Below are 19,204 nucleotides of genomic sequence, written 5' to 3' on the forward strand. Positions count from 1 at the left end.
GCGCGGTACACTTTCCTGCTTACCTTCGCAATGGTGCGGCGCGGGACGAACTTCCCGAGCCGCTGCAGGAGACGTACCGTGGACCGATTCAACCCGCCGCAAGCCCAGGGACTCTACGACCCCGCCAATGAGCACGACGCCTGCGGCGTCGGCTTCGTCTGCCACATCACGGGTCACAAGAGCCACGAGATCGTCGAGCAGGGATTGCTCATCCTGAAGAATCTGACGCACCGCGGCGCGGTGGGCGCGGACCCGAAAGCGAGCGACGGCGCCGGCATCCTGGTGCAGATGCCGGACAAGTTCTTCCGCGAGGAGCTCGCGCGCCAGGGCATCAAGCTGCCGCCACTCGGTCAGTATGGGGTCGGCATGGTCTTCCTCCCCCGGGAACCCGCCTCACGCATCGCCTGCGAATACGAGCTGGAGCGCGCGATCAAGGACGAAGGCCAGGTGCTGCTCGGCTGGCGCGACGTTCCGGTCGACAATTCCGACCTGGGCGAATCGGTCAAGGCCTTAGAGCCCGTCATCCGTCAGGTCTTCATCCGCCGCGGCACCGGCGTGACGGTCACCGACGCGCTCGAGCGCAAGCTCTACATCATCCGCAAGAGCGCCGGCCACGCCATCCAGGCGCTCGATCTCGCCCACGGCAAGGAGTTCTACGTCGCTTCCATGTCGGCGCGCACCGTCGTCTACAAGGGCATGCTGATGGCGGCCCAGGTGGGCACCTACTACAAGGATCTGCAGGACGCGCGCTTCGTCTCCGCGCTCGCCCTGGTTCATCAGCGCTTCTCCACCAATACCTTCCCGGCCTGGGACCTGGCGCATCCATTCCGGATGATCGCGCACAACGGCGAAATCAATACGCTGCGCGGCAACGTCAACTGGATCCGCGCGCGCCAGGGCGCCATATCGAGCCCCATCCTCGGTAAAGATTTGGACAAGCTGTGGCCGCTCATCTACCCGGGGCAATCCGATTCGGCGTCGTTCGACAACGCCCTGGAGCTGCTGGTGATGAGCGGCTATTCGGTCGCGCACGCCATGATGACGATGATTCCCGAGGCGTGGGAAGGTCACACGCTGATGGAGCCCGCCCGGCGCGCCTTCTATGAATACCATGCCGCGATGATGGAGCCATGGGACGGCCCGGCGGCCATCGCCTTCACCGACGGGCGCCAGATCGGGGCCACCCTGGATCGAAACGGATTGCGCCCGGCCCGCTATGTCGTGACCGCCGATGACCTCGTCATCATGGCCTCCGAGTGCGGCGTGCTGCCGGTGCCGGAGGAGCGCGTCATCAAGAAGTGGCGCCTGCAGCCCGGCAAGATGTTCCTGGTCGACCTCGAACGCGGCCGCATCATCGACGACAAGGAGCTCAAGGACACGCTCGCCTCCGCCAAGCCTTACAGCGAATGGATCGAGCGCATCTCGGTGAAGCTGGATGATCTGCCGGCGCCGAACGAGCGCCGGCCCGAGCCGCGCGAATCGGTGCTCGACCGGCAGCAGGCATTCGCCTACACCCAGGAGGACCTCAAGTTCATGCTGGTGCCGATGGCGGCCAACGGCGAGGAACCGGTCGGCTCGATGGGCAACGATTCGCCGCTGGCGGTGCTGTCGCTCAAGAACAAAACCCTCTATCACTACTTCAAGCAGCTGTTCGCGCAGGTGACCAATCCGCCGATCGATCCGATCCGCGAAGAGCTGGTGATGTCGCTGGTGTCGTTCGTCGGGCCCAAGCCCAATCTGCTCGGTGTCGACGAGACCAATCCGCCGCTGCGCCTCGAGATCAGCCAGCCGGTGCTCGACTTCGAGCAGATGGAAACGATCCGCCACATCGAGCGCTATACCGACGGCAAGTTCCGCTCCTTCGAGCTCGACATCACCTACCCGGTCGCCTGGGGCAAGGAGGCGATCGAGGCGCGGCTCGCCTCGCTCGCGGCGCAGGCCGAGGATGCCGTGCGCTCGGGTTTCAGCATCCTCGTCATCTCGGATCGCAGGATCGACGCCGACCATGTCGCGATCCCGGCCCTGCTTGCGCTCTCGGCGATCCACCAGCACCTGGTCAATCGCGGATTGCGCACCTCCACGGGGCTCGTGGTCGAAACCGGTTCGGCGCGCGAAGTGCATCACTTCGCGCTGCTCGGCGGCTACGGGGCGGAGGCGGTGCATCCGTATCTCGCGTTCGAAACCGTCATCGAGTTGGCCGAGAGCGGCAAGCTCGGCCCGAACCTCGACGGCGGCAAGGCGTGCAAGAACTTCATCAAGGCGATCGGCAAGGGGCTGCGCAAGGTCATGTCCAAGATGGGCATCTCGACCTACATGTCCTACACCGGCGCGCAGATCTTCGAGGCGGTCGGGCTCGCGCGCGCCCTGATCGACAAGTACTTCACCGGCACCACCTCGTCGGTCGAGGGCATCGGCGTATTCGAGGCCGCCGAGGAAGCGATCCGGGTGCATCGGGCCGCCTTCAGCGACGATCCGGTGCTCGCCAACGCGTTGGACGCGGGCGGCGAATACGCATGGCGGGTGCGCGGCGACGAGCACATGTGGACCCCGGATGCGATCGCCAGGCTGCAGCACTCGGCGCGGCAAGGCAGCTTCGGCAGCTACAAGGAATACGCTCAGATCATCAACGACCAGTCCACGCGCCTGATGACCTTCCGCGGCTTGTTCGAATTCCGCTTCAATCGCTGCACACCGGTGCCGATCGAGGAGGTGGAGCCGGCCGCGGAGATCGTCAAGCGCTTCTCCACCGGTGCCATGTCGCTCGGCTCGATCTCGACCGAGGCGCACACCACGCTCGCCATCGCCATGAACCGCATCGGCGGCAAGTCGAACACCGGCGAAGGCGGGGAAGACCGGCGCCGGTACGCTCCCGTGCACGCCGGCGAGACGTTGCAGGCCCGGTTAGGACAGGGCAGGGTCGAGATCGACCTGGCGCTGAAGGAAGGCGATTCGCTCAAGTCGAAGATCAAGCAGGTCGCATCGGGACGTTTCGGCGTCACCGCCGAGTATCTCGCCAGCGCCGAACAGATCCAGATCAAGATGGCGCAAGGCGCCAAGCCCGGCGAAGGCGGGCAGCTGCCCGGACGCAAGGTGTCGGAATACATCGCGGAGCTGCGTTATTCGACGCCCGGCGTGGAATTGATCTCGCCGCCGCCACATCACGACATCTATTCGATCGAGGACCTGGCCCAGCTCATTCACGATCTGAAGAACGCGAACGCGCGCGCCTCGATCTCGGTCAAGCTCGTGTCGGAGGTCGGCGTGGGTACGGTGGCCGCGGGCGTGGCCAAGGCCAAGGCCGACCACGTCACGATCTCCGGTCACGACGGCGGCACGGGCGCGAGCCCCTGGTCGTCCATCAAGCACGCCGGCACGCCCTGGGAGCTGGGACTGGCGGAGACGCAGCAGACCCTGGTACTGAACCGGCTGCGCAGCCGCATCGCCGTGCAGGTCGACGGACAGTTGAAGACCGGGCGCGATGTCGTCGTCGGCGCCATGCTGGGCGCGGACGAGTTCGGTTTCGCCACCGCACCCCTGGTCGCCTCGGGTTGCATCATGATGCGCAAATGCCATCTGAATACCTGCCCGGTCGGCGTGGCAACCCAGGATCCGGAGCTGCGCAAGAAGTTCACCGGCAAGCCCGAGCACGTGGTCAATTTCCTGTTCTTCGTCGCCGAGGAAGCACGCGAGTTGATGGCGCGTCTCGGCATCCGGCGGCTGGACGATCTCATCGGCCGCACCGATCTGCTGGACATGAAACGCGGCATCGAGCACTGGAAGGCGTGCGGGCTCGATTTCACCCGCGTTTTCCACCGTCCCGAGATGCCGGCCGATGTGTCGCGGCGGCGCTGCGAAGGCCAGGACCACGGGCTCGAAAAGGCGCTCGACAACCGCCTGATCGAGCTCGCGCAAGCGGCCCTGGAAGGCCGCCAGGCGGTCTCGATCGAGATGCCGATCCGCAATACCAATCGCACCGTCGGTACCATGCTCTCGGGCGAGATCGCACGCCGCTTCGGCCACGAGGGCCTGCCCCCCGAGCGCGACATTCGCGTGCGCTTTGCCGGCTCGGCCGGGCAAAGCTTCGGCGCGTTCCTCGCCAGGGGCGTGACGATGGAGCTGATCGGCGACACCAACGACTATTGCGGTAAAGGCTTGTCCGGGGGCAAGATCGTCGTCCAGCCTTCGCCCAAGTTCCGCGGCGAGGCCTCGCAGAACATCATCACGGGCAACGTCGTGCTTTACGGCGCGATCTGCGGCGAGGCGTACTTCCGCGGCGTGGCCGGGGAGCGCTTCGCGGTGCGCAACTCCGGCGCCCTGGCGGTGGTCGAGGGCATCGGCGATCACGGCTGCGAATACATGACCGGCGGCACGGTGGTCGTGCTCGGCACAACCGGGCGCAATTTCGCCGCGGGCATGAGCGGCGGGGTCGCGTATGTGTTCGATCCGGACGGCACGTTCCAGAGCCACTGCAACACGGCCATGGTGGCGCTCGAGCCGGTGCTGTCGCAAACCGAGCAGGAAGCGAAGCTTCCGCGCCATCTCTGGCATCTGGATGCAACCGACGAGACCATCCTGCGCGCGTTGGTCGACAATCACGCCAGGCTCACCGGCAGCAATCGCGCCGGCCTCATGCTGGAGAACTGGGCCGAGGCGCGCAGCAAATTCATCAAGGTGTTCCCGCACGAGTATCGGCGCGCGCTGACCGAGGCTGCGGACCGCAGCCGCAAACTTGCGGCTTGATCGACCCACCGCGGCCGCGGCGCGCCCGGGTGCGTTGCGCGGCGTGGCTGAGGCATTGCGAACAGCAGGACAGGCATGGGCAAAGTAACGGGATTCCTCGAGTACCAGCGGCTGCACGAAGCCGCCGAAGCGCCGACCGAGCGCGTGAAGCATTGGCGCGAGTTCATCGATCGCCTCAGCGACGAACAAGCGGGCGTTCAAGGCGCACGCTGCATGGACTGCGGCACGCCGTTTTGCATGAGCGGCTGCCCGGTGAACAACATCATCCCGGACTGGAATGATCTGGTGTATCGGGACGAATGGCGCGCGGCGCTGGAGAGCCTGCACTCCACCAACAATTTTCCCGAATTCACGGGCCGGGTATGTCCGGCGCCTTGCGAGGAAGCCTGTACGCTGCGCATCAACAACGACCCGGTCGGCATCAAATCGATCGAGCACGCCATCATCGACAAGGGCTGGGAGAGCGGCTCGGTGACGCCGCAGCCTCCGGCGCAGCACACCGGCAAGCGCGTCGCCGTGATCGGTTCCGGGCCGGCGGGGCTCGCCTGCGCGCAGCAGCTCGCTCGCGCCGGTCATGACACCGTCGTGTTCGAGAAGAACGATCGCATCGGCGGGCTGCTCCGCTACGGCATCCCGGATTTCAAGATGGAGAAGTCGCACATCGACCGGCGCCTGGCACAGATGAGCGCCGAGGGCGTTCAATTCCGCGTAAACGCTGCGGTCGGCGGTCTTGCCCCGATCGCCGGAAACGACACCCCCACCGTGGTGGCGCCCAAGACGCTGCTGGCCGAGTTCGACGCGGTCGTGCTGGCCGGCGGGGCCGAGCAGCCGCGCGATCTGCCGGTGCCGGGCCGGCAGCTCGACGGCATCCATTTCGCCATGGAATTCCTGCCGCTGCAGAACCGGCGCGTGGCCGGCGACGAGGGCGTGCGCGAGCTGGTCGCAACCGGCAAGCACGTGATCGTCATCGGCGGCGGCGATACCGGCTCGGACTGTGTCGGCACCTCCAACCGCCACGGCGCGCTTTCGGTCACGCAGTTCGAGCTGCTGCCCGTTCCGCCGTCGCCCGCGAACAATCCGGTCTGGCCTTACTGGCCCATTCGATTGCGCTCTTCCTCGTCGCACGAGGAAGGCTGCGAGCGCGATTGGGCGGTGAGCACCAAGCGCTTCGAAGGCGCCAACGGGCACGTGAGCAAGCTGGTCGCCGTGCGCGTGCATTGGGAGAAAAATCCGGACACGGGCCAGATGCGGATGGTGGAAGTGCCCGGAAGCGAATTCGAGCTGCGCGCCGATCTCGTGCTGCTCGCTATGGGCTTCGTCGGCCCGGTCGCGCGCCTGCTCGATGCCTTCGGGGTCGAACGCGATGCACGCGGCAATGCACGCGCGGATACCGAGGGTGCGGCGAGCTACGTGACCTCGGCGCCGAAGGTGTTCGCCGCCGGCGATCTTCGCCGCGGCCAGTCGCTGGTCGTGTGGGCCATTCGCGAAGGCCGCCAATGCGCCCGCGCGGTGGACGAGTTCCTCATGGGCCGCTCGAGCCTGCCGCGCTAGCCGCTCGCAACCGAGCCCCGGTGGAAGCGGCTACGGCGAGCGCGGGCAGCGCAGCCATGACACGACCTCGCAACGATACGTTTTTGCGCGCGCTGCTGCGGCAGCCCGTGGCCTACACGCCGATCTGGATCATGCGCCAGGCCGGGCGCTATCTACCGGAATACAACCAGACGCGCGCGCGCGCGGGCAGCTTCCTCGATTTGTGCCGCGATCCCGATCTCGCAACCGAGGTAACGCTGCAGCCCCTGACCCGGTACGCGCTCGACGCGGCGATCGTGTTCTCCGACATCCTGACGGTGCCCGATGCCATGGGCCTCGGCCTGTATTTCATCGAGGGCGAGGGTCCCCGGTTTCAACGCCCGCTGCGCGCAGAGTGGGAGATTCGAAATCTCACCGCGCCCGATCCGGCGGTCCATCTGCGCTACGTGCTCGACACGGTGGCCCAGGTGCGCAAGACCCTGGGCGGCGACGTGCCGCTGATCGGATTCTCCGGCAGCCCGTTCACGCTCGCCTGCTACATGGTTGAAGGCCGTGCCGGGACGGATTTCGCGACGCTCAAGAACATGCTCTATCGCGAGCCGTCGCTGCTGCACGCGATCCTCGCCGTAAATGCCCAGGCCGTCAGCGCGTATCTCAACGCCCAAATCGAGCATGGCGCCCAGGCCATCATGCTGTTCGATACCTGGGGCGGGATCCTGACTGCGTCGGCCTACGAGGAGTTCTCGCTCGGTTACATGCGCCAGGTCCTGTCGGGGCTGCACCGGGAGTATGGTGGCGAGCGCATTCCGTCCATCGTCTTCACCAAGGGTGGCGGACTATGGCTGGAGCGAATCGCAGCCTCGGGATGCGACGCGGTGGGATTGGACTGGAGCATCGACATCGGCGCTGCGCGAGCGCGCATCGGAACCGAGGTTGCCCTGCAGGGCAACCTCGACCCGGCCGTGCTGCTGAGCACGCCGGACTCGATCGAAAAGCACGCTGCCGATATCCTGCATGCCTTCGGGCGAGGCAGTGGCCATGTCTTCAATCTCGGTCACGGTGTGTCGCAGTTCACACCACCCGAGCACGTGGAAGCCCTGGTACAAGCGGTGCACGCAGCGAGCCGCCCGTATCACGTTTAGTGGCGCGGTTTAGCGGGGAGGGGGCCGCGAGAGCGTTGCCTGCCGCGGTTCTCCGGGTAGCCGCCGCTATGAGTTATGCACATGAAGGCTTTCGAGCCATTTGCTGCCCGCAGCACATTGGCGGGTTCTATAGCCAGGTCGCAACCGTTTGAATCACCACGCTATACAGGTCAGCTGCCGCTCCCGCCCGAGGCCCGGGCGAGGGCTTGTCGCAACCGTCTTGAAGCGCGCACCGGTTTCATCAACAGTTTTATCCACAGGGCACCGCTTGCTGCGGCGCAATTTCCGTGCTCCAGCAGGCACCTGAGCAGCGATTCGCCGCCGTATCCGGCATGCGCTATATCAAAGTGGCGCTCGATCTGCCCCTGCCGACGTTGTTCGACTACGCGTGTGCGGGCGCGACGCCCGCTCATGTCGGCCTCTGCGTGCGCGTGCCCTTCGGTGCAAAGCAGGTCGTTGGCGTCATCATGGAGATCGCGGACGCCCCGGCGATCGACCCCGCCAAGGTGCGCACCGTCCGCGAGATTCTGGCCGATGTGCCTGGGCTTCCCGCCGATCTATTGGCGCTGACCCGGTTTGTAAGTGCCTACTATCATCATCCGATCGGTGAAGTCGTCATGGCCGCCCTGCCGGCCCTGCATCGATCCGGCGCGACGCGGCGTACCCCGAGCGTGGTGACGATCACCGGCGCGGGCCGGAGTGCGTTGCATGCCGGGCTCAAACGCTCGCCACTGGCTGCCCAGGTGCTCCAAGCCTTGGACGCCGGAGCCAACGCACCGTGCCGAATCGCCGATTTCGCCCCCGCGCAACGCCGCGTCTTGCGGCGTTTGATCGACCGGGGCTGGCTGGGATTGGTGGATTCGGCTTCGGGCGGGAAGCCCGCAGCGTCGCCGCCGAGCGCCGTGACGCTCACCACTGAGCAAGCGCAGGCAGCAGCAGCCATCGACGGGGCGGGGGCTGGATTCAAAGCCTGGCTTCTGCACGGCATTACAGGAAGCGGCAAGACCGAGGTCTACTTGGCCGCCATGGCGGATGCGCTGGAACGCGGATGCCAGGTTCTCTTCCTCGTCCCCGAGATCGGGCTCACGCCGCAGCTGGAAGCGAGCCTGCGCGCGCGTTTTCCCGCGTACAAACTGGTGACCCTGCACAGCGGGCTTGCCGCGGCACGGCGGGCGGAGCACTGGAACGAGGCGCAGCGCGGCCGAGCGCGGATCGTTCTTGGCACGCGCTCCGCGGTGTTCGCGCCACTGCTGGACTTGGGGCTCATCGTCGTCGATGAAGAGCACGATCAGTCCTACAAGCAGCAGGAGGGCGTGCGTTATTCGGCGCGTGATCTTGCCGTGTGGCGCGCACGTAACCGCGACGTTCCCATCATCCTCGGCTCGGCCACGCCTTCGCTGGAGACTTATCACCGCGCAACCAACGATCGCTATGCGCTGGCACGCCTGACGCAGCGACCGAATGCGGCGCCCTTGCCGCGGGTCGAGCTCGTCGCCACCGCTGGACTGCGCCTCGAAAATGGCATTGCGCCGGCAATGCTCAGCGCGATCGCCAACCGCATCGCGTGCCGCGAGCAGGTGCTCGTCTTCATCAATCGAAGAGGCTACGCGCCGGTGCTCTTGTGCCCGGCGTGCGCCTGGGCGCCGAGCTGTTCGCGCTGCGCGGTTCACATGGTGCTGCACAAGGCAGGAGCGCGCATGGCGTGTCATCACTGCGGACACGAGCACCCGGTGCCCGTGCGCTGCGCGCAATGCGGAAATGCGGACCTACAGCCGGTCGGCTTCGGCACGCAGCGGATCGAAGCGGGGCTACGCTCGGCGCTGCCCGCCGCACGCATTCTACGGATCGATCGGGACACGACCCGAGCGCGCGACGCATGGCCGCAGATGCGCGCCACCATCATGCGCCGGGAAATCGACTTGCTGGTCGGCACGCAGCTCATGTCCAAGGGACACGACTTCGCCGGCATCGGTCTGGTCTGCGTCCTGAACGCAGACCGGTCGCTCTACAGCACGAACTTCCGCGCCTCCGAGCAGCTGTTTGCGCAATTGCTGCAGGTGTCAGGGCGGGCCGGCCGCGGCACGCGGCCCGGCGAAGTCCTGATCCAGACCGCCTTCCCGTCGCATCCGCTGTATGCCGCGGTCCGCACGCACGATTACGAATCGTTCGCGCGCATGTTGCTCGACGAGCGCCGGCTCGCCGGCCTGCCACCGTTCATGCACCAGGCGCTGCTGCGCGCCGAAGCGACGCGGCTGGAAAACGCGCTCGACTTTCTCCAGCGCGCCACCGAGCTCGCAACGCCGCACGCCGAGGGCGTTACGGTCTACGACCCGGCACCGGCGGCCATGCCGCGCCTGCAAGGCCGCGAGCGTGCGCAATTGCTGGTGCAGTCCGAATCGCGCCCCGCCTTGCAGCGCTTTCTCGACCGCTGGTGCGAGGCCTTGTGGTCCGCGACCAGCAGCCGTGCGCGCTGGGTGCTCGATGTCGACCCGCTCGATATCTGACCGAGGTTGGGCGCCTAGCCACCGAGCTCCGGGCCAAGCCCGCACATACTTCTACCCGGGCGAGGGCGAGCGACATGACTCGCCATGATCGCGTCCCCGACGCGGGCTCCGGGTCGAGGGGAGCTCGAGGGCGCGTGCTAGAATTTCGCCCCTGTTAGCGCGCGACGCGCCTTCGCTTTGTTTCGCGACTCGCGCGCTCCACGTGACTTGCGCCTGGCCTGTTGCGCCGGTTGCATGGCCACGACGCGCGCACAATCATTGTGACCGATTCCGCCCAGCATCATCTGATCGCCTTGCTGCGCGCTGCCTTGAGCGAGGTGGCTCCAGCGGCCGTCGACACGGAGATCGTGCTCGAGCGGCCCAGACAAGCGAGCCACGGCGACTACGCGACCAATATCGCGCTCAAGCTCGCGCGGAGCCTCAAACGCAAGCCCGTGGACATCGCACAGGCGATTGTCGCGGCACTGCCGCAGTCGGCGACCATCGCCGCCACCGAAATCGCCGGCGCCGGATTCATCAATTTCCGGCTGCGCCCCCAAGCCAAGCTCACCGCGGTGCGCGCCGCGCTCGAATCCGGCTCGCGGTTCGGCCGTAGTTCCCAGAATCGACCGGACAACGTTCAAGTCGAGTTCGTGTCGGCCAACCCCACCGGCCCGCTGCACGTGGGCCATGGCCGGGGCGCGGCGTACGGCGCAGCCGTGGCCGACCTGCTGGAAGCGGCCGGACATCGGGTGACGCGCGAATACTACGTCAACGATGCCGGCCGGCAGATGGACATCCTGGCGTTGTCCACCTGGCTGCGCTATCTCGAAGCCTGCGGCGAGCAGCCGGTTTTTCCGGACAACGGCTACCGAGGCGACTACGTCCGGGCCATGGCCGCGCAGCTTCGCGAGCGCGAGGGAACCGCCCTGGCCCGCCCGGCGCACGCTCTCGAGGCGCACGCCCAACGTTTGCTGCACAGCTCGACGCCCACGAACGATGCCGAGGAGCAAGCGGCCGACGAGCGCGAGCAGCGCCTGGATGCGCTCATCGCCGCCGCCAAGGAGATCCTGGGCGCAGACTATGCGCGCGTGCATCGCTTCGCGCTCGCAGAGCAGCTGGCCGATTGCCGGCAGGATCTGGAAGAATTCGGCGTGCGCTTCGATTGCTGGTTTTCCGAGCAATCGCTGTACGACCGGGGTGCGGTCGCGCAGGCGGTTGCGCGCCTGGAAGAAGCCGCTCACGTCTATACGCAAGATGGCGCGCTCTGGTTTCGCTCGAGCGCATTCGGCGACGAGAAGGACCGGGTCCTGCGACGCGAGAACGGCGCTTATACCTATTTCGCTTCCGACATCGCGTATCACCTCGACAAGTTCGCGCGCGGTTTCGACCGGGTCATCGACATCTGGGGCGCCGACCACCACGGCTACGTCAGTCGGGTGAAGGGCGCGTTGCAGGCGAGCGGATGCGATGCGGGTCGCCTGCATGTCGCGCTGGTGCAATTCGCGGTGCTCTATCGCGGCGCGGAGAAAGTCTCCATGTCGACGCGGGCGGGCCAGTTCGTGACCTTGCGCGAGCTGCGCAACGAAGTCGGCAACGACGCGGCCCGCTTTTTTTACATATTGCGCAAAAGCGACCAGCATCTCGACTTCGATCTGGATCTGGCGAAGAGCCAGAGCCTCGACAATCCGGTCTACTACCTGCAGTACGCGCATGCACGCATCGCGAGCGTGCTGAACAACTGGGGAGGAGATCCGGCGCTTTTGGTCGACGTCGATCTGGAGCCGCTGCAGCACGAGCAGGAAACCGCGCTTGCCGTGCGCTTGGGCGAGTACCCCGAAACCGTCGCGACCGCCGCGCGCGAGATCGCACCCCATCTGATCGCTTTCTACCTGCGCGATCTGTGCGCGGCCTTCCACAGCTACTACAACGCCGTGCCTTTCCTGGTGGATGACGAGCGCACTCGGCTCGCCCGCCTGGCGCTGGTAGCCGCGGTGCGCCGGGTGCTGCGCAACGGACTGCGTCTGCTGGGTGTAAGCGCTCCCGAAAGAATGTAATATCGACCGAGCGATCGCTCCACGCTCGCCGTTTTCTCACCGGGCCATGACCCGCGATTACAAACCGTCCGCACGCAATCGCAGCAAGCGTTCCTCGGGATCAGGCAGTTCGCTGCTGGTCGGAATCCTGATCGGGTTGCTGCTCGGTCTGGGCATCGCGCTTGCGGTGGCGATCTACCTGAACAAGGTGCCCAGCCCGTTTCTCTCGCACGGCAAGAGCGCCGAGAGCGTCGCGCCGAAGCCGGAAATATTGAAACCGGTCCCCCTGCCGAGCGGGCGCAGCGAGGAAAAACCGCGCTTCGACTTCTATAGCATCCTGCCGGGAAACGAGGATGCCGCGACCAAGCCGGCGCAGGAGCCGCCGCGCAGCGCTCCGGCGCAAGTCAAGGAGACGTTCTACCTGCAAGCCGGAGCCTTCCAAGGCCCGGCGGAGGCGGACAACATGAAAGCCCGCCTGGCGATGCTCGGGATCGAAGCCGCCGTGCAGAGCAACGCCACCACCGATCGCGGCACCCTGCACCGAGTACGGATCGGGCCGTTCGAGCGCGTGGAGGAAGTCAATCGGACCCGCGCCACGCTGAAACAAAACGGCATCGAGACCACTCTGATCAAGGGACGTGAGTCCGCCAATTGAGCGCGCGCCCACCCGGGCAAGCTCGCACGACCTGGAGCGACGATGATTCGCAGATGGCTATACGCAGCGACCGGAGCGTTCTTCTTTCTGGGTGCCGTCACGGCCGGCTTCGCGGCCGCACCACCGGTCAAGGACAAGGAATACACGCTGGTCGAGCCGCCCATGCCGCCGCTGGACGCCGACACCGGCGGCAAGGTCGAAGTGATCGAGTTCTTCTATTACGGCTGCCCGCATTGCTACAACCTGCAGCCGGCGTTGAAGGCGTGGCTGAAGAGCGCGCCGAAGGACATCGCGTTCACGCGCATGCCGACCGTGTTCCGCGAATCCTGGGTGCCGCTCACGCGCACGTACTACGCCCTGGAAACGATCGGCGTACTGGAGAAAGTGCACGACGACGTGTTCGATACGGTGCAGAAGAACAGTGTGAACCTGGGCGATCGCAAGCTCCTGCTCGATTGGGCCGCGAAGCGCGGCATCGATACGCGAAAGCTTGCCGAGGCCTATGATTCGTTCGCCGTCCAGACCAAGACCCAGCGCTCGCTCAAGATGACGCGCGCCTACGGCATCACCGGGACACCGTCGATCGTGGTCGGCGGGCGCTACCTCACCGGGCCCTCCATGACGCTCAGGGCCGACAACAGCATCGACTATCAACGCTTCGGCCAGGTCCTGAACGGCCTCATCGAGATGGCGCGCAAGCAGCCGGCGGCGAAGAAGGGCTGACGGAACAAATCCGGGCGCTGCGATGACGCGCTGCCGCCAATGGCTCGCACTGCTGCTGGGGCTTGTTGCCGCGGTAGCGGCGCAGGCGCAATCTGCACCCGGCTCGGTCACGTTGAGCGAAGGCAAGAACTATCGGCTGATCCCGCAGCAGCCGGTGGCCGATCCGGGCCGGATCGAAGTCATCGATTTCTTCTTCTACGGTTGTCCGTTCTGCAACGAGCTGCGCCCGATGCTGGAACGCTGGCGCAAAGCGCTGCCGGCCGACGTGGTGTTCCGCCGTACACCGACCGTGCGCCGCGACACGTGGGTGCCGCTCGCGAAAACGTACTACACGCTCGAGCTGCTGGGCGAAGCCGAACGGCTGCACGAAGAAGTGTACAAGGGCTATCACGACGAAGAGCTTTCCATGAGCCGCCCGGAAGTCATGGCCGACTGGGCGCAACGCCACGGGGTCGATCGCGACCGCTGGCTATCGACGTATAACTCGGAGGAAGTCACGCGGCTAGTCGAGCAGGCGCGACGCATGACGCAGGACTACGACATCCAGGGTACGCCGTCGGTGGTGATCAATGGCCGCTATTTGACCTCCAGTGGCATGACGGATGACGTGAAGCTGGTCGTGCCGGTTGCGGAGCAGTTGATCCGGATGGTGCGGGAGAAGTAGAGTAGGAGCGCTCCGTCGCATACCTCGCAATGCCAAGTCTTACTTTACCGCCGTGGGTTTCGTCCGCGCGGTTTGTGACTCCGGCCGCGACGTGGCCTTGCTTAACATTGAGCATTCGCTCAATTGTTAGCCTCCGTCGTAAGCCTGCGTCATTCGGCAACATCCGTCACTCTACCGTGACGGACTTCGCCAAATTCCTAGGCTTATCTACATCGGTGCCGCGCTGGATCGCGGCGTGGTAGGCGAGGAGCTGCAGCGGCACGACGTGCACGATGGGTGAAAGCGCGCCGGAATGGTCGGTCAACTTGATGACGTGCACGCCGTCCGACTCCTCGATGTGCGTATCCTCGTCGGCGAACACATAGAGCTCGCCGCCGCGGGCGCGCACTTCCTGCATGTTCGACTTGAGCTTCTCCAGCAGCGCGTCGTTCGGCGCGACCGTGACGACCGGCATTTCGGCGTCCACCAACGCGAGCGGCCCGTGCTTCAATTCGCCCGCGGCGTAGGCCTCGGCGTGGATGTACGAGATCTCCTTCAGCTTGAGCGCCCCTTCCAGGGCGATCGGATAGTGGATGCCGCGGCCGAGGAACAAGGCGTGCTGTTTGCGCGCGAAGCGCTTCGACCATTCGATCACGCGCTCCTCGACCTGGAGCACGACCTGCAACGCCGCCGGAAGATGTCGCAACGCCGCCAGGTGGCGCGCCTCGGCTTCCGCGCTTAGCCTGTCCCGGCAGCGCGCCAACACCAGCGTCAACAGGAACAGCGACGCCAACTGGGTCGTAAACGCCTTGGTGGATGCGACCCCGATCTCCGGGCCGGCGCGGGTCAAGTAGCGCAGGCGCGACTGACGCATGAGCGCCGACTCGGGCACGTTGCAGATCGTGAGCGAGCGCTCGTAGCCCATCGATTTGGCGTGCGCCAGCGCGGCGAGCGTGTCGGCAGTTTCGCCGGATTGGGAGATGGTGACGAACAACCCCGTGGGATCGGCCACGCTCGAGCGGTAGCGATATTCGCTCGCAATCTCGACGTTGCAGGGCAGCCCGGCGAGGCTTTCGATCCAGTAGCGCGCAACCATGCCGGCGTGATAGCTCGTGCCGCAGGCGACGATGTTCACCGAGGTCACGCCCTTGAACAGATCGGCCGCCTCGACACCGAACAGCTCCGGTTGCAGCGAGCGTGCACCGAACACGTTCTCGAGCGTGTTCGCGACGGCGCCCGGTTGCTCGAAGATCTCCTTCTGCATGTAATGGTGGTACGGGCCCAGCTCGATCGATTGCGCCGACAGCTGGCTCACATGGATCTGGCGCTCGACGCGCTGGCCCGACTGGTCGTGGATGCGGTAGGCATCCTGCGAAAGCTCGGCGCAGTCGCCCTCCTCGAGATAGATCACGCGCTGCGTCACTTGCAGCAGCGCAGACACATCCGAGGCGGCAAAGTGCTCGGCCTCGCCCAGCCCGAGAAGCAGCGGCGCGCCTTTGCGCGCGACGATGAGGGTGCCGGGCGCCTCGGCGCTGATCACGGCGATCGCATAGGCGCCTTCGAGCTTTGCGACCGCCTCGCGGGTGGCGTCGAAAAGACCGCGTCCTTTGCGGCGCAGCGACTCGATCAGGTGGGCGATGACCTCGGTATCGGTGTCGGAGACGAACTCGAAGCCTTGCGACTTGAGCTCCCGGCGCATGGCATCGTGATTTTCGATGATGCCGTTATGGACCACGGCGAGATCGCCGCTGACGTGCGGATGGGCGTTGCGCTCGCTCGGCGCACCGTGCGTCGCCCAGCGCGTGTGCGCGATCCCCAGCCGCCCCTCGACGGCGGCGCTGCTCACGCGCTCGGCCAGATCGGCAACCCGGCCGGTGGAGCGCAACCGGCGCAATCCGTCGTTGACGATGGCGAGCCCGGCCGAATCGTAGCCGCGGTATTCGAGCCGGCGAAGGCCCTCGATCAAGACCGGTACGATATTGCGCTTCGACGCTGCGCCGACGATTCCACACATATGCCCGCTCCTCGTTATGGCGTGGCGCCGCTAGAGCGGCGTGCGCCGGCCCTCGAAAGCCGCAATCGCACCGAAGTCACGCCAGGAACATCGAACAAGGCCTTCGAGGCAAGGTCCGTGCCGGCGCGGCGGCGCGGCTCCCTCGCGCAGCTCTCAACGCCTTACTTGGTCGGACGCTTCCACTGCGGCCGGTGCAGCTGCTCCTTGCGATTGAGCGCGAGCCCGCCGGGAGGCACATCCTGCCAGATCGTCGTGCCCGCACCAACGGTAGCGCCGCGGCCGATCGTCACGGGGGCCACCAGCTGCACGTCCGAGCCGATGTGGACATCGTCTTCGATGACGGTCCGATGCTTGTGCGCGCCGTCGTAGTTGCACGTGATGGTGCCGGCGCCGATGTTGACGTTGCGCCCGACCACGCTGTCGCCGACATACGCGAGATGGTTCGCCTTGGCGCCGTAGCCCATCTCGGATGCCTTCACTTCGACGAAGTTGCCGACGTGCACTTCTGCGTCCAAGCGCGTTCCCGGCCGCATGCGCGCGAACGGCCCGATGCGGCAGCGCGCTCCGATGTCGCCGCCTTCCAGATGGCAGAAGGGAAGGATCTCGGCGCCATCCGCAACCGACACGTCGCGCAGCACGCAGTTGGCGCCGATGGTCACGTCGTCGCCCAGGCGCACGTCGCCCTCGAAAATGCAATTGACATCGATACGCACGTCGTGCCCGGCGGTCAGTGTGCCGCGCACGTCGATGCGCGCAGGGTCGGCCAGAGTGACGCCTTGCTCCAGCAGCGCATCCGCGATCCGCTGCTGTGCGATGCGTTCGAGCTGCGCGAGCTGCGCCTTGCTGTTGACGCCGAGCGTCTCCCACTGCGCTTGCGCGGCAACGGCGACCACGGACACGCCGTCACGGAGCGCGAGCCGTACCACGTCGGTGAGGTAGTACTCGCGCTGCGCGTTGTCGTTGGTGAGCGCACCAAGCCAGGCCCGCAGCTTTGCCTGCGGCAGCAGCATGATGCCGGTATTGATCTCGCAGATCGCCTTGTCGGCCGGGCTTGCATCCTTCTCCTCGACGATCGCCGTGACGCATCCTCGAGCGTCGCGCACGATGCGACCGTAGCCGCTCGGGTCGTCGAGCACGACCGTCAATACGCCAAGGCCGTCGCCGCTTGCCGCCACCAGCGCGGCGAGCGTTTCGGTTCGCACCAGCGGGACATCGCCGTAGAGCACCAGGGTGCGCGCCGATTCGTCGAGGTGCGGCAGTGCCTGCTGCACGGCGTGGCCCGTCCCGAGCTGCGGCTCCTGGCGCGCGAACGACAGATCGGAGGCGTGGAACGCTGCGCGCACCGCCTCGCCGCCGTGGCCATAAACGACGCACAGTCGGCCCGGTGCGGGCCGCAATGCTCGAGCCGCATCCAGCACGTGCCCGAGCAGCGGCTTTTCGGCGATTCGATGCAGAACCTTCGGCAAGCGCGAATGCATGCGCTTGCCCATTCCGGCCGCAAGAACGACGACGTTGAGCGCTGCAGTCATGACCTCTTCCGCGGTGGACCGACTCCAAATTATGGCACGCGCACCGAAGGCTCGGGCGTGCGGCCGCGCGCAGCCATATAGCGCGTCAGCGCCTGCTGCGAATTATCGTCCAGCGACAGACCCGCTTTAGTTCGCCGCCACAGGATATCGTCGGCGCTGCGCGCCCATTCGTACGCCACGAGGTAATCGACTTCGCGCGCGTAGAGCGATTCGCCGAAATGCGCGCCGAGATCGGCCGGCGCGCGCGCATCGCCAAGCACCTGGCGCGCGCCCATGCCGTGTCGGGATGCCAAGGCTTCCAGCAGCACCCGCGGCAGCTCCGGATATCCGGGCGCGAGCGCCGCTGCCATTGCAGCCGGCCCTCCCTTGAAGTCACCACCCGGCAGCGGGGTGTGCGCGGTCCACTCCGGACCCAACTGCGGGAACCAGGGCCGCAGCCGATGCAGGGCTTGCTCGGCAAGGCGCCGGTAGGTCGTAATCTTGCCGCCGTAGATCGAGAGCAGCGGGGCGCCCCGGTCGCGCTCGTCCACGACCAGCTTGTAGTCGCGCGTCACTTCGGATGGATTGGCCGAGCCATCGTCGTACAAGGGGCGCACGCCGCTGAAGCTCCAAAGCACGTCCGACGAACCGATCGAGCGCCGGAAGTAGCGGTTCACGGCGGCGCACAGGTAGGCGATTTCCTCCGCGGAAATGATCGCGTCCTCGGGCTTGCCGCTATGGGGAATGTCGGTGGTGCCGATCAGCGAATACCGTCCGCGGTACGGCATCACCAGAATGACACGGCCATCGTCGTTTTGCAGGATGAAGGCGTGGTCGCCGTCGTAGAGCCGTTGCGTGACGATATGGCTGCCCTTGACGAGGCGGATGCGATGCTTGGGCTCCGCACCCGACACCGCGGCCAGGACGCTGCGAACCCACGGACCGGACGCGTTGACCAGGGCCCGGGCGCAATACTCGCCACGCCCGTTCGCTCCGGTGATCGCCACGCGCCAGCGGCCCGCATCGCGCGCCGCCGCGACCACCCGGGTGCGCGTGCAGATGGTCGCGCCGCGCCGCGCCGCATCCACGCAATTCAACACCACCAGGCGCGCATCATCGACCCAGCAGTCGGAGTAGGAGAAACCGCGCTCGATTCCGGATTTGAGGCCGGCACCCAACGGCGAATTGGCGAACAGCAGCGCCTGAGATGACGGCAACACGGTTCGACGGGCGAGATGGTCGTACAGCCACAAACCGAGCCGCAACAGCCAGCGCGGCCGCATGCCCGGCATCCAGGGCAGGACGAACGTCAGCGGCGTGACCAGGTGCTGCGCGATTCCGAGCAGCCGCTCGCGCTCGGCCAGTGCCTCGGACACCAGGCGGAATTCGTACTGCTCCAGATACCGCAGCCCGCCGTGGATCAGCTTGCTGCTCGCCGAGCTGGTTGCGGCGGCCAGATCGTCCTGCTCGCACAGCACCACCTTGAGCCCGCGGCCGGCCGCATCGCGCGCGATACCGGCGCCGTTGATGCCGCCGCCGATGATCAGCAGGTCGAAGAGGTCGGTTTGCGCCACGGCAGGAGATCGCGGTCAAGGCATAGCAGGCAGCTGGAGCGGCATTGCGGTAGCGGCCCGCCCGTACTCCGTGCGCGGCCACGCTCATGTCGCATGGTACCGATATTCGCACGGGCGAGGTGCGATGGTTTTCGCACGGCAAATGCGATGACGCCG

11 protein-coding genes are annotated in these 19,204 nt (G+C 66.2%); 8 read left to right on the forward strand and 3 right to left on the reverse strand.

Annotated features, from left to right (window positions below):
• The first annotated feature begins 30 nt into the window (after positions 1-30).
• The 8 genes from gltB to GEV05_01640 all read left to right on the forward strand — a co-directional run bounded on the left by gltB (position 31) and on the right by GEV05_01640 (position 13,973).
• A complete protein-coding gene (gene gltB, locus GEV05_01605; protein ID MPZ42101.1) occupies positions 31-4,740 on the forward strand; it encodes a glutamate synthase large subunit in 4,710 nt (1,569 codons plus the stop codon).
• 75 nt (positions 4,741-4,815) lie between these two features.
• The gene (gene gltD / locus GEV05_01610) at positions 4,816-6,291 is read left to right on the forward strand and encodes a glutamate synthase small subunit (protein ID MPZ42102.1); all 1,476 of its coding nucleotides are present in this window, start codon (positions 4,816-4,818) and stop codon (positions 6,289-6,291) included.
• A 56-nt stretch (positions 6,292-6,347) separates the two neighbouring features.
• Positions 6,348-7,412 (forward strand): uroporphyrinogen decarboxylase, encoded by a 1,065-nt coding sequence (locus GEV05_01615; GenBank protein ID MPZ42103.1) that lies wholly within the window; start codon positions 6,348-6,350, stop codon positions 7,410-7,412.
• A gap of 332 nt (positions 7,413-7,744) precedes the next feature.
• Positions 7,745-9,916: a primosomal protein N' gene (locus GEV05_01620; protein ID MPZ42104.1), complete on the forward strand. Its 2,172-nt coding sequence runs from the start codon at positions 7,745-7,747 to the stop codon at positions 9,914-9,916.
• A 260-nt stretch (positions 9,917-10,176) separates the two neighbouring features.
• The gene (locus GEV05_01625) at positions 10,177-11,952 is read left to right on the forward strand and encodes an arginine--tRNA ligase (GenBank protein MPZ42105.1); all 1,776 of its coding nucleotides are present in this window, start codon (positions 10,177-10,179) and stop codon (positions 11,950-11,952) included.
• Positions 11,953-11,998: 46 nt separating this feature from the next.
• Complete coding sequence (locus GEV05_01630; GenBank protein ID MPZ42106.1) at positions 11,999-12,586, forward strand: SPOR domain-containing protein; 588 nt, start codon at positions 11,999-12,001, stop codon at positions 12,584-12,586.
• A 42-nt stretch (positions 12,587-12,628) separates the two neighbouring features.
• On the forward strand, positions 12,629-13,309 hold the full coding sequence (locus GEV05_01635) for a thioredoxin domain-containing protein (protein MPZ42107.1): 681 nt from the start codon (positions 12,629-12,631) through the stop codon (positions 13,307-13,309).
• A 22-nt stretch (positions 13,310-13,331) separates the two neighbouring features.
• Entirely contained in the window at positions 13,332-13,973 is a 642-nt protein-coding gene (locus tag GEV05_01640) for a thioredoxin domain-containing protein (GenBank protein MPZ42108.1), read from the forward strand.
• 166 nt (positions 13,974-14,139) lie between these two features.
• Here the strand turns inward: GEV05_01640 and glmS are convergent, their stop codons facing one another.
• From glmS to GEV05_01655, 3 genes are all read right to left on the reverse strand, one after another.
• On the reverse strand, positions 14,140-15,966 hold the full coding sequence (glmS, locus tag GEV05_01645) for a glutamine--fructose-6-phosphate transaminase (isomerizing) (protein MPZ42109.1): 1,827 nt from the start codon (positions 15,964-15,966) through the stop codon (positions 14,140-14,142).
• Between the two features lie 161 nt (positions 15,967-16,127).
• Positions 16,128-17,495 (reverse strand): UDP-N-acetylglucosamine diphosphorylase/glucosamine-1-phosphate N-acetyltransferase, encoded by a 1,368-nt coding sequence (gene glmU, locus GEV05_01650; protein ID MPZ42110.1) that lies wholly within the window; start codon positions 17,493-17,495, stop codon positions 16,128-16,130.
• Positions 17,496-17,524: 29 nt separating this feature from the next.
• Entirely contained in the window at positions 17,525-19,048 is a 1,524-nt protein-coding gene (locus tag GEV05_01655; protein ID MPZ42111.1) for a glycerol-3-phosphate dehydrogenase, read from the reverse strand.
• Positions 19,049-19,204 lie beyond the last annotated feature (156 nt).

It is taken from the genome of Betaproteobacteria bacterium (genome assembly GCA_009377585.1).
In the GTDB taxonomy this organism is placed as follows: domain Bacteria; phylum Pseudomonadota; class Gammaproteobacteria; order Burkholderiales; family WYBJ01; genus WYBJ01.